The organism is Photobacterium sp. 270122K (assembly GCF_059941365.1).
This window is the reverse complement of sequence record NZ_JBPOEN010000004.1, coordinates 188057-201259: the sequence shown is the minus strand read 5'-3', so window position 1 is coordinate 201259 and position 13203 is coordinate 188057. Positions and strand designations below refer to the sequence as shown.

Sequence of the window (13203 nt, the reverse complement as noted above, 5' to 3'; positions counted from 1 at the left end):
CATTTCGGTGGCGAAGTTGAAAGATCAAACTAAGCTTATCATCGTGTAAGGCTTGATTATTCAGAGACATCACAAGGACCCGTGTGTCTCCTCATGGGGGAGTGTAATGATACGATGAGTGCATCCAAGAATAAAATGGGTTTGATGGGGTTAACGACCATCGTAACCGTAAATATGATGGGGTCGGGGATTATTTTGCTGCCCTCGAGTTTGGCCGCCACTGGCGGCATCGCATTACTGGCATGGGGGATCACCGCGGTGGGTGCGCTGTGTATCGCGTATGCTTTTTCTAAGTGTGGGATGTATTGTACTGAAGACGGCGGGATGTCAGCGTATGCCAAACGGGCCCACGGTAAATCCAGTTTCTTCATCGCATCTTATACCTATTATGTTTGCTTGGTGATCAGTGCCGTGGCGATATCCGTGTCGACCGTGGGGTATCTGGAAACCTTCATACCCTGGCTAAAAACCAGCCCGATCCATAATTTCATTGGGGTGATATCCATCCTCACCTTAACCCTGTTGGCGAATATGCGCGGCCCCAAAATCACTGGTGGGATATCTTCTGTCACGGTGTGGGGGGTGATCATTCCGGTGCTTGGCGTGTCCATCATCGGTTGGTATTGGTTTGACCCTAAAGTGTTTGCAGAAGGCTGGAATCCACATGATGTGGGTCCAATGACCGCCATGTCATCGGGTATTGCGTTAACCTTATGGGCATTTCTCGGGATCGAATCGGCGGGGGTGAACTCCGGTGCGGTGGAAAACCCCAAGCGTAATGTCCCTTTGGCGTGTATGTTGGCGACCGTGTTTTCGGCCATCACATATATTGCCTCGACCACGGTGATCCAAGGCATTGTCCCTAATGCCGAACTGGCCAAATCGGATGCGCCATTCGGGTTGGTGTTTTCAATGATGTTTGATTCCACGATCGGGAACATCATCACCGTGATGGCGATTATCGCCTCTGTTGGCTCGTTGTTGGGCTGGCAATTTACCAACGCGCAAGTCTCGAAAGCAGCCGCCGAAATTAACCTGTTCCCGAAAATCTTTTCCGAAGTGAATAAGTACGATGCGCCGATCAAAGGCATGTTAATCATGCTGGCATTGGAAATTGGCTTGGCGGTGATGACGATTTCGCCCACGTTATTGAAGCAGTTCAATGTGCTGGTCGATCTGGCCGTGTTCATTAACATGATCCCTTACATCCTTTCTCTGACGGCATTGGGCGTGATTTTGCGTGACAGCCATGTGCCGGATAAAGAGTACAAGGTCAGCATTGCCGTGGGGGCGGTGGCGGTGGTGTATAGCATTTACGGTGCGTATGCCACGGGTGCCGACTCGGTGTATTACGGGACGGTGATCATGCTATTTGGTTATTTTTTCTATGGCTTTATTGCCAGCCGAGATGCGGCGAATGCCACTGGCCGGTCTTGAGTGATGGCGAGTCAGAGCGTGTGGTTTTGCTCGCTCTGACGTTATCGACTGTTTTCCGATGAAAGGAAATGCGCACATGAAAAACTACGGTAAACAAAAACGCGTCCTGATTTTTAATGACACCTTAAAAGTCGGCGTGATTGAAAACGCCTTAGAACGTTTGGTGGACGAGTTTCACCATGAAGGGATCAGCGTCACTATCGCGACGTCGTTTGATGATTGTTATTCCATATTGAATGCCAATATCGCTATGGATTGTTTCATGTTGACCTCGCAAATGACGGGGCAACAGGCCGATGAGAACGACAAGTTTTTCCAGTTGATCGATAAGCTCAACCAACGCCAGCAAGGGGTGCCGGTATTCCTACTGGCCGAGCGAAAGAAAATCACCTTGGCGGTCAGCCGTGAACTGATGTCGCGGGTGGATGAATTTGCGTGGTTATTGGAAGACACCGCCGACTTCATTGTCGGCCGTGCGGTTGCTGCTATGAAGCGTTACCGTGATCAACTGCTCCCGCCACTCATGGCGGGCATGATGCAGTATGACGATGTGCACGAATACTCGTGGGCGGCACCGGGTCACCAAGGCGGGGTCGGGTTTACGAAGACGCCTGCCGGTCAGCGTTTTTACAGCTATTACGGCGAAGGGCTATTTCGTTCAGACATGGGGATTGAGCGAGGCTCACTCGGCTCACTGTTGGATCATACCGGGTATTTCGGTGACAGTGAGGCGTATGCGGCCAAAGTGTTTGGTGCGAATCAGTCTTACTCGCTGGTGACAGGGACATCGGGCGCTAACCGTACCATTATGCAGATTTGCATGAAGGCTGACAGCTTGGCCATTTGTGACCGTAACTGCCACAAGTCTATTGAGCAGGGGCTGATGCTGACAGGGGCGCGGCCGGTTTACATGCTACCTTCGCGTAACCGTTATGGGATCATCGGGCCGATTTATCCAACGCAAATGACGCCGGATGCCTTGAAGCAACGCGCCCTTGAAAGCCCCTTAACCCGTGATTATGCCAGCCAAGATCCGGTGTATGCGGTGATCACCAACTGTACCTATGATGGCCTGTGCTATAACGCCAAGCGGGTACAAGACATTATCGGCCAGAGCAGCCACCGTCTGCACTTTGATGAGGCATGGTATGGCTACGCGCGATTTAATCCCATCTATGAAAACCATTACGCGATGCGCGGTGAGCCTGTAGAAAGCAGTGATGGCCCGACCGTATTCGCCACACATTCTACCCATAAATTACTGAATGCGCTGTCGCAAGCCTCGTGGATCCATGTGCGTTATGGGAAAGACCATATCGACTTCCAACGTTTCAATCAGGCGTACATGATGCACGCGACGACCTCGCCGCTCTATGCCATTAGCGCCTCCAACGATATTGCCGTTTCACAAATGGCGGGTAATCGCGGCCATTCTTTGACGCAAGAAGTGATCAAAGAAGCGGTGGATTACCGTCAGGCGATGGGGCGGTTATACCGCGAATTTGAAGCCGATAATGACTGGTTCTTCAAGCCGTGGAATGCGGAAACCATCGAAGACCCGTTCACCGGAAAAACCATTCCGTTTGAAGAAGCGGATCCGAACTTGCTGGCGACCAAGCAAGATTTCTGGGTCATGAAACCGGGTGATGCATGGCATGGCTTTGCGGATATGCCGGAAGATTGGTGCATGTTGGATCCGATCAAGGTCAGTATTCTGGCCCCAGGGATGGGTGACGATGGTACCTTGCTTGAGACCGGTGTCCCCGCGGCGTTGGTGACGCAATATCTGACCCGCTTTGGGATTGTGCCAACCCGAACTACCGATTTCCAAATCATGTTTCTCTTCTCGATGGGGATCACCAAAGGGAAATGGGCGACGTTAGTGAACACCTTGCTCAGCTTTAAGAAGCACTATGACGGCAACACCCCATTGAAATCGGTTTTGCCCGATTTAGTCGAAAGCTATCCGGATGTGTATGGCGAGATGGGCTTTAAAGACTTGGGCGACAAGATGTTCAACTATCTCAAGCAACACACCCCGTCCGATAAACTGAATGCGGCGTATTCCACGTTGCCAGAAGCGATCGTGACCCCGCGAACAGCGTTTGAAGCGATTGTTGATAACAACGTCGAGATGGTGCCGTCTAATCAGCTAGAAGGGCGCGTGACAGCTAACGCGGTGATCCCGTACCCACCGGGTATTCCAATGCTGATGTCGGGAGAAAGTTTTGGCGACAGCAACAGCCCGCAGATTGGCTATTTGAAAAGCTTGGAAGTGTGGGATAAAGCCTTCCCGGGGTTTGAGCATGAAACCGAAGGCACCGAAGTGGAAGACGGGGTGTATCACGTCATGTGTATCAAGCAGGTGTAATGAAGAAGTGCAGGAAACGTCTGCGTTGAGAGATGAATGCATTGATAGATGATACAAACAAAAAGACCGCCGAAATTAGGCGGTCTTTTCATTGGATGCTTGGTTTCCAGAGCGGTTCCCGGAACGGTTACCGGAATGGTTTTGCTCGATACGTTGCGTGTCCTGAACTAACTCATAATCAAAGTTGATCACAATATCGCTTTTCGGGGTCGAACAGCAGGTGAGGATTTCATTGGGAGCAATGAAGGCCATGCTATCGGTTTGCGAGACGGCGCCCGTCGAGAGCTTGCAGCGACAGGCGCCGCACAAGCCACTGCGGCACTGGTATTCAGGACGTAGTCCGATACGCTCAAGTTGAGTGAGCAGAGGCTCGTGGCTATTGCCACGAACCTCCATGCCATTCACGGTAATCGTGAGTGAACTCATAGTTCGAAGTCACCCAGATCGTCAGCGCTGACGTCGTTGTCGATTTGGCCAACCAGGTAAGAACTGATCTCCGCTTCCTGTGGGGCAACCTGCACGTTGTCAGACGACAACCAGGAGTTGATCCATGGGATTGGGTTTTGTGTTGCACCCGGGTACGCGTGCTCAAGGCCCACGGCGGTCATGCGTAAGTTCGTGATGTATTCCACGTACTGACACAGGATGTTCTTGTTCAGGCCGATCATTGAGCCGTCTTTGAACAGGTATTCTGCCCATTCTTTTTCTTGCTCAGCGGCATCTTTGAATATCTGGAAGCTTTCTTGCTTACATTCTTGCGCGATTTCTGCCATTTCAGGATCGTCATGACCGTTACGTAGCAGGTTAAGAATGTGCTGGGTACCAGTCAAGTGCAAGGCTTCATCACGGGCGATCAGTTTGATGATCTTCGCGTTACCTTCCATCAATTCACGCTCTGCAAACGCGAACGAACAGGCAAAGCTCACGTAGAAGCGGATGGCTTCCAGTGCGTTCACAGACATCATGCACAGATACAGTTTTTTCTTCAGCTCACGCAGGTTCACGTTCACGGCTGTACCGTTAATGGTGTGCTGACCTTCACCCAAGCGGTGGTAGTCGTTAGTCGCGGCGATCAAGGTATCGTAGTAACCCGAAATGTCACCCGCACGCTTGATGATGTGCTCGTTGGTCACGATGTCATCAAACACAATCGCAGGATCGTTCACGATGTTACGGATAATGTGGGTGTAAGAACGTGAGTGAATGGTCTCAGAGAACGACCACGTTTCAATCCACGTTTCTAGCTCAGGCAGTGACACGATAGGCAGAAGCGCGACGTTCGGGCTGCGGCCTTGAATAGAGTCCAGCAAGGTCTGGTATTTCAGGTTGCTGATAAAAATGTGACGTTCGTGGTCTGGCAGGTTGTTGTAATCAATGCGGTCGCCTGAAACATCCACTTCTTCTGGGCGCCAGAAGAAAGACAGCTGCTTTTCGATCAGTTTTTCAAAAATTTCAAATTTTTGCTGATCATAACGCGCAACGTTTACGGACTGGCCGAAGAACATTGGTTCTTTAAGTTGGTCGTTTTTAGTTTGACAGAAAGTGCTGTATGCCATGTTACCCTCAACAGGAAAGGGAGCCGTAGCCCCCATTCGTTATAACGTTATAAACCGATTAAATCTTGCAGCTTGTGCAGTCGTCTGCACCCATGTCGCCTTGGCTATCTGAAGCGCCATCACGCGTGTTGTGGTAGTACAAGGTTTTCACGCCGAGTTTATACGCGGACAACAGGTCTTTTAGCAACAGTTTCATCGGTACTTTACCGCCTGGCTGTCGGCTTGGGTCGTAGTTGGTGTTCGCAGAGATCGCCTGATCGATGAACTTCTGCATAATACCCACAAGCTGTAGATAGCCGTCATTGCTGCCAATGTTCCAAAGCAATTCGTAGTTATCCTTGTACTTGCTGTACTCAGGCACTACTTGCTTCAAAATACCGTCTTTCGATGCTTTAACAGACACGAAACCACGTGGTGGTTCAATACCGTTCGTTGCGTTCGAGATCTGCGACGAGGTTTCAGAAGGCATCAACGCAGACAGGGTAGAGTTACGCAGACCGTGTGTTTTGATCTCTTCGCGTAGTGCTTCCCAGTCGTAACGCAGTTCAGCAGAGCATACGTTATCAATGTCTTTCTTATACGTATCAATCGGCAAAATGCCTTGTGCGTACGTGGTTTCGTTGAAAGAAGGACAGGCACCTTGCTCTTTCGCCAAGCCCACAGAGGCTTTCAATAGGTAATACTGAATCGCTTCAAACGCTTCGTGTGTCAGGTTGTTTGCGCTGCCGTCAGAGTAACGTACGCCGTTCTTCGCCAAGTAGTACGCAAAGTTAATCACGCCCACACCCAGAGTACGACGGTTCATGGTTGAACGGTATGCCGCAGGCAATGGGTAATCTTGGTAATCCAGTAGGGCATCCAATGCACGTACGGTTAGCTCAGCTAACTCTTCCAGATCGTCCAACGTCTCAATTGCACCCAAGTTAAACGCAGACAGCGTACAAAGCGCGATCTCACCGTTTTCATCTTCCACGTTGTTCAGTGGTTTGGTTGGTAGTGCAATTTCCAGGCACAGGTTTGACTGGCGGATTGGAGCCACGCTTGGGTCAAACGGGCTGTGCGTATTACAGTGGTCCACGTTCTGAATGTAGATACGGCCAGTAGAAGCACGCTCTTGCATCAGCAGAGAGAACAACTCAATTGCTTTCACGGTTTTACGCTTCACGCTGCTGTCTTGTTCGTACTGCACGTACAGACGCTCAAACTCCACTTGGTCAGCGAAGAATGCATCGTACAGGCCCGGTACGTCAGACGGTGAGAACAGGCTGATGTTCTCGCCTTTGATCAAACGGGTGTACATCAGTTTGTTTAGCTGTACGCCGTAGTCCATATGACGAACACGGTTTTCTTCAACACCACGGTTGTTCTTCAGTACCAGTAGGGATTCTACTTCACCGTGCCACATTGGGTAGAACAGGGTCGCTGCACCACCACGTACGCCGCCTTGTGAACAACATTTTACCGCTGTCTGGAAGTACTTGTAGAACGGGATACAACCGGTGTGGAAGGCTTCACCGCCACGGATTTCAGAACCCAGAGCACGGATACGGCCTGCGTTGATACCGATACCGGCACGCTGAGACACGTAGCGAACAATGGCGCTTGCCGTTGCGTTGATAGAATCTAGGCTGTCATCACACTCGATCAGTACACAAGAGCTGAACTGACGGGTAGGGGTACGCACACCAGACATGATCGGCGTCGGTAGCGAGATCTTAAATTGTGATACCGCGTCATAGAAACGCTTGATGTAGCTCATGCGTGTTTCGCGAGGGTATTTACCAAACAGGCACGCCGCGATCATCATGTACAAAAACTGTGCGCTTTCGAAGATTTCGCCACTTACACGGTTCTGGACAAGGTATTTACCTTCCAGCTGCTTGACTGCCGCGTAAGAGAAATTCATGTCACGCCAATGGTCGATATACGTGTCCATCAGGGCAAATTCTTCTTGGCTGTAGTCTTCCAGCAAGTGTGCGTCGTACTTGCCTTTCTCTACCATCGTTGTGACATGGTTGAACAGCGCTGGTGGCTCAAATTGGCCGTATGCTTTTTTGCGAAGGTGGAAAATCGCCAAGCGGGCAGCAAGGTATTGGTAATCTGGGCTCTCTTCTGAGATCAGATCGGCTGCTGCTTTGATGATGGTTTCGTGGATATCTTCAGTCTTGATCCCTTCGTAGAATTGGATGTGAGACTTGAGTTCGACCTGTGAAACCGACACGTTCTCTAGGCCTTCGGCGGCCCACGTGATCACTCGGTGGATTTTTTCAAGATCGATGTTTTCTTTGCGTCCATCACGCTTGGTAACAGTGAGCTGTTGAGTCATTTTTTATCTTTTTCCCAGAATTCCAGCATTAGCCGTGTTTTTTGTCACTTTCAGCGAGGAAGTTAGCAAAGCTTGTTAACTTTGTTAGATTTCTGCTGGTGGACGTAAACACTACATATTGGGGTGTTGAGCTTATAGGGTTACAAGATAGTGGTGAAGAGGGGGTATTGCAAGATGGTAATTTTTAACCAGCTGTGGATAACTTGGGGAATCATAATATTAAGTTAGTGCCTACCAACCTATTTGCTCAGGTCTGACAATATCATAGAAAAAAGCAATAAAAATTCGCTATAAAAATACGGGCTTTAAAAAAAAATATCTTGATTTTTTATTGTCCTTCTTAACGGACAGAAAAGCGTACTTTTCTGGTTATTTATTGGCTAGTTATGGTTTTTCGTCTTAGGGGAATTACGTGCCAGTCAAGCGGGTTATTGGGGTGAACGCGAGCAGGGCAATGTGTGTGCCCTGCAAAGCGATTACCGTGTAGGTGTGTGCGTCGGCGTGAAAATCACGGTTTGATGGTATGAACAATGTAGTTCACATCGACGTTGCTACCCAACCAGTAGTGATCGGTCAACGGGTTGTAGTGCAGGCCAGTGATGTGGCGTTCTTGCAACGGCGTGTTGTCAATCATGGTTAAGAGTTCAGACGGACGAATGAACTTGGCATGATCGTGTGTGCCCTGTGGCACGAGCTTCATTAATTGCTCCGCCCCGACAATGGCGAACAAGTACGATTTAATATTGCGGTTCAGGGTAGAGAAGAACACATGGCCACCGGGCTTGACCATTTTGGCACAGGCCGCAATCACAGACGCTGGATCCGGGACGTGTTCCAACATTTCCATGCAGGTCACCACATCGTAGGTCTCAGGGAACAACTCCGCGTGCTCTTCTGCTGTGCGCTGGACATAGTCCAACTTAGTACCGGTTTCTAACGCATGCAGGCGTGCAACGGTCAGTGGCTCCTTGCCCATGTCCAAACCGGTCACGTCAGCGCCTTCTACGGCCATGCTTTCCGCGAGGATCCCGCCACCACAGCCGACATCAAGGATTTTTTTACCGAATAAGCCGTCGGCATGGTCGATAACAAAATTCAAGCGTAAGGGATTGATTTGGTGAAGAGGTTTAAACTCTCCTTCCAGATCCCACCAGCGCGATGCCATGTCTTCAAATTTACTGATCTCTGCGGGATCAACGTTTAACTGCTTGGTCATGTGATTAAGCCATCTTCCTTATAGAGGGGAGTATTATAGCGAAAATGCCCCCGTTGGACATAATGAAGATAGGGGCGACATGTGTTTCCACTGGCGCGTCATTTTGGTGAGCCACACACGGTGCGTCAGTTGAGTGAAAGGGCGTACTGAGTGAAAAGTAAACTGATAGTGGAAAAATTCCGTTATCGAGGTTTCCGATTTTTAACCAATCCGCTAAATTACTCACAACATAATGGTGAAAGGTGTGCCTATTTAGGCTGAAATATGCTATATTCTCGCACCTTGCACGTACTAAAAATACGACAGAAATTACCTGAGGGATATTGGCTCAATGAGCGATCTTGCAAAAGATATCACGCCCGTCAACATTGAAGAAGAGCTGAAAAGCTCGTACCTCGACTATGCGATGTCAGTTATCGTAGGTCGAGCGCTTCCGGATGTGCGTGATGGCCTAAAGCCAGTGCACCGTCGCGTGTTATTCGCGATGAATGTGCTAGGCAATGACTGGAATAAAGCTTACAAAAAATCTGCCCGTGTGGTGGGTGACGTAATCGGTAAATATCACCCACACGGTGATAGCGCGGTTTACGACACGATCGTACGTATGGCACAACCATTCTCGTTACGCTATATGCTTGTTGATGGCCAAGGTAACTTTGGTTCTGTCGATGGCGACTCAGCAGCGGCAATGCGTTATACCGAAATCCGTATGTCAAAAATCGCCCACGAATTGTTGGCGGATCTTGACAAGGAAACCGTGGATTATGTACCTAACTATGATGGTACAGAGCAGATCCCTGCGGTTATGCCAACGAGAGTGCCTAACCTTCTCGTGAACGGTTCATCGGGTATCGCCGTCGGTATGGCAACAAACATACCGCCGCATAACTTGGGTGAAGTGGTGAATGGTTGCTTGGCGTTGATTGATAATGAAGATATCACTATCGATCAGCTCATGGATTACATTCCTGGACCTGACTTCCCAACCGCGGCGTTGATCAATGGCCGTAAAGGTATCATTGATGCATACCACACTGGCCGCGGTAAAGTTTACATGCGCGCCAAAGCTGATATTGAAGTCGATAGCAAAAGTGGTCGTGAAACCATTGTTGTCACTGAAATTCCATATCAGGTGAATAAAGCACGTCTAATCGAAAAGATTGCCGAGCTGGTTAAAGAGAAGAAGGTTGAAGGCATCAGTGCACTGCGTGATGAGTCTGATAAAGACGGCATGCGTATTGTTATTGAATGTAAGCGCGATGCAGTGGGTGAAGTTATTCTGAATAACCTTTACTCGCAAACTCAGCTACAGACCACCTTCGGTATCAACATGGTTGCACTTGACCATGGTCAGCCAAAGTTGTTCAACCTGAAAGACATGCTGAAGTGCTTCGTGAATCACCGCCGTGAGGTTGTGACGCGTCGTACTATCTACGAATTGCGTAAAGCACGTGAGCGTGCACACCTGCTTGAAGGTTTGGCGATTGCCTTGGTGAATATCGATGAAATCATCGAATTGATCAAGAACGCACCAACCCCACAAGTGGCACGTGAAGGGTTACTTTCACGTCCATGGCAGCTAGGTGATGTGGCCGCGATGCTTGAGCGTGCTGGCGTTGACGCTGCACGTCCAGAGTGGCTAGAGCCACAATTCGGCATTCATGGCGGTCAGTACTTCCTGACTGAACAACAAGCTCAAGCGATTCTTGAGCTGCGTTTGCACCGTTTAACTGGCCTTGAGCACGAGAAAATTCTCGATGAATACAAAGGCCTGTTGGATATCATCGAAGAATTACTGCTTATCCTTGGGAGCTCTGAGCGCCTGATGGAAGTGATTCGTGATGAGCTGCATGCAGTAAAAGAACAGTTTAGCGATGAACGTCGTACTGAAATTACCGCTGCAAGCCACGATATCGATCTTGAAGATCTGATCACGCAAGAAGATGTGGTGGTTACGTTGTCTCACGAAGGTTACGTGAAGTACCAGATCCTGAGCGATTACGATGCACAGCGTCGTGGCGGTAAAGGTAAAGCGGCAACGCGTATGAAGGATGAAGACTTCATTGAGCGTCTACTTGTTGCGAATACACACGATACCATTTTGTGCTTCTCAAGCCGTGGTCGTATGTACTGGCTGAAAGTGTACCAGTTGCCGCAAGCGAGCCGTACGGCACGTGGTAAGCCAATCGTCAACATTCTGCCATTGGAAGAAGGTGAGCGTATTACTGCGATCCTGCCAGTGAAAGAATATGCAGATGATAAGTTTGTCTTCATGGCGACCGCTGACGGTACCGTGAAGAAGACACCATTGACTGATTTCAGTCGTCCACGTAGCGCCGGTATTATTGCGGTTAACTTGCGTGACGGTGATTCACTGATTGGTGTGGATGTGACTAACAGTACTGACCAAATTATGCTGTTCTCTGAAGCAGGTAAAGTGGTTCGCTTCTCTGAAGAGCAAGTGCGTGGTATGGGCCGTACTGCTGCGGGTGTCCGTGGCATGAAGTTGGCGGAAGGCGATAAAGTGGTTTCACTTATCGTGCCGCACAACGAAGGCGACGTACTGACTGTGACCGAAAATGGTTACGGTAAGCGTACTGAACTGGCAGAGTACCCAGCGAAGAGCCGTGCAACACAAGGTGTTGTATCGATTAAAGTCTCTGAGCGTAATGGTCGTGTTGTCGGTGCTGTTCAGGTTGAAGACGGTGACGAGTTCATGATGATCACCAACGGCGGTACGCTGGTTCGTACCCGTGTTGGCGAAGTGAGCCGTGTTGGCCGTAACACCCAAGGTGTGACGCTGATCCGTACCACTGACGGTGAGCAAGTGGTTGGCCTTCAACGCATTGATGAGCTGGAAGAAAGTGAATTGATCGCTGATGCAGAGATTGTTGACGGTGAAGCAATTCCATCGACAGAACAGCCAGCGGCTGATTCTGCAGCAGAAGGTTCTTCTGAAGAAGAATAAGTAACACAGCACTATGCGCTATAAAAAACGCAGCCCTCGGGCTGCGTTTTTTTTATCCTGTTGTTTACGCACAAACTAATTCACGGTCACCCCTTTTCAGGGCGGCGAGAAAGGTGTAAAAGATCACCATTACACGGCGAGCCTGATGGTACGTGATTCAGGTTGTCGCACATCATTGCATTCCCATGTTTTAGCAGGAGCAAGTCTTTTATCATGGATAAGGTTTTTAATTTTTGCGCCGGTCCGGCGATGATCCCGGCTGACGTACTGAAAAAAGCACAACAAGAGCTCACCGACTGGAATGGTCTGGGCACCTCCGTGATGGAGATCAGTCACCGTAGTAAAGAATTTATCCAGGTGGCTCAGCAGTCTGAGCAAGACTTACGTGATCTGCTTGGGATCCCTGACAATTACCATGTGCTGTTCTGCCATGGTGGTGCCCGTGCACAGTTTGCGGCGGTACCGATGAATTTGTTGGGTGACGCGACAACAGCAGATTACATGGATGGCGGTTACTGGGCCCACAGTGCTGCAGAAGAAGCTGAAAAATACTGCCGTCCAAACGTGGTGGATATTACGTGTGAAAAAGACGGTAAAAAAGCCATCTTACCAGCAGCGCAATGGCCATTGTCCGATGACGCCGCGTTTGTTCACTTTTGCCCGAATGAAACCATCGACGGGATTGAGATCCGTGATCTGCCAGTAACGGATAAGCCGATTGTGGCTGATTTGTCGTCAACCATTTTGTCACGTGAAATCGATGTGTCGAAATACGGTGTGATTTACGCGGGTGCACAAAAGAACATCGGCCCTGCCGGTTTGACCATTGTGATCGTGCGTAATGATCTGCTGGGTAAAGCCCAAACAGTATTGCCAAGTATTTTGGATTACACCGTGCAGGTAGATAAAGAATCCATGTTCAACACGCCACCGACTTTTGCATGGTACTTGGCCGGGGAAGTGTTCAAGTGGCTGAAAGGTATCGGTGGTGTTGCAGCCATGCAAGCACGTAACGAAGTGAAAGCCAAGACGCTGTACGACTTTATCGATCAGTCAGACTTCTACCGCAATGACGTGCATGCGGATAACCGTTCTTTGATGAACGTGCCATTCCAGCTAAAAGACGCGGCGTTAGATGCGTTGTTCCTTGAGCAAGCCGATGCGGCAGGTTTGAAAGCGCTGAAAGGTCACCGTGTTGTCGGTGGTATGCGTGCGTCTATCTATAACGCTATGCCGTTGGAAGGTGTGCAGGCCTTGGTCGACTTCATGCGTGAATTTGAACAGCAAAACGGCTAAGTATTGCTGTTGACTAAGATAAAAACCGTCGGC

The 13203-nt window shown here is 49.5% G+C and carries 8 protein-coding genes; 4 read left to right on the top strand and 4 right to left on the bottom strand.

Features of this window, described 5'->3' with window-relative positions; all coding sequences use genetic code 11:
* Window positions 1-114: 114 nt before the first annotated feature.
* Window positions 115-1437: a putrescine-ornithine antiporter gene (gene potE / locus ACSF8W_RS09420; RefSeq protein WP_500847030.1), complete on the top strand. Its 1323-nt coding sequence runs from the start codon at window positions 115-117 to the stop codon at window positions 1435-1437.
* A 76-nt stretch (window positions 1438-1513) separates the two neighbouring features.
* A complete protein-coding gene (gene adiA, locus ACSF8W_RS09415; protein ID WP_500847028.1) occupies window positions 1514-3808 on the top strand; it encodes an arginine decarboxylase in 2295 nt (764 codons plus the stop codon).
* A gap of 75 nt (window positions 3809-3883) precedes the next feature.
* Here the strand turns inward: adiA and yfaE are convergent, their stop codons facing one another.
* From yfaE to ubiG, 4 genes are all read right to left on the bottom strand, one after another.
* Entirely contained in the window at window positions 3884-4234 is a 351-nt protein-coding gene (gene yfaE, locus ACSF8W_RS09410; protein WP_500847027.1) for a class I ribonucleotide reductase maintenance protein YfaE, read from the bottom strand.
* On the bottom strand, window positions 4231-5364 hold the full coding sequence (gene nrdB / locus ACSF8W_RS09405) for a class Ia ribonucleoside-diphosphate reductase subunit beta (RefSeq protein WP_500847025.1): 1134 nt from the start codon (window positions 5362-5364) through the stop codon (window positions 4231-4233). Before nrdB ends, yfaE begins: the two co-directional genes overlap by 4 nt.
* A 58-nt stretch (window positions 5365-5422) precedes the next feature.
* Window positions 5423-7690, bottom strand: coding sequence for a class 1a ribonucleoside-diphosphate reductase subunit alpha (gene nrdA, locus ACSF8W_RS09400; protein WP_500847023.1), 2268 nt, complete (start codon window positions 7688-7690; stop codon window positions 5423-5425).
* 508 nt (window positions 7691-8198) lie between these two features.
* Window positions 8199-8906 carry a bifunctional 2-polyprenyl-6-hydroxyphenol methylase/3-demethylubiquinol 3-O-methyltransferase UbiG gene (ubiG, locus tag ACSF8W_RS09395; RefSeq protein ID WP_500847021.1) on the bottom strand — a complete coding sequence of 236 codons (708 nt, stop codon included), beginning with the start codon at window positions 8904-8906 and terminating at the stop codon, window positions 8199-8201.
* 331 nt (window positions 8907-9237) lie between these two features.
* On the opposite strand from ubiG, the gene gyrA reads away from it, so the two are divergent.
* A complete protein-coding gene (gene gyrA, locus ACSF8W_RS09390; protein WP_500847019.1) occupies window positions 9238-11874 on the top strand; it encodes a DNA topoisomerase (ATP-hydrolyzing) subunit A in 2637 nt (878 codons plus the stop codon).
* A gap of 213 nt (window positions 11875-12087) precedes the next feature.
* Complete coding sequence (gene serC, locus ACSF8W_RS09385; protein ID WP_500847017.1) at window positions 12088-13170, top strand: 3-phosphoserine/phosphohydroxythreonine transaminase; 1083 nt, start codon at window positions 12088-12090, stop codon at window positions 13168-13170.
* Window positions 13171-13203 lie beyond the last annotated feature (33 nt).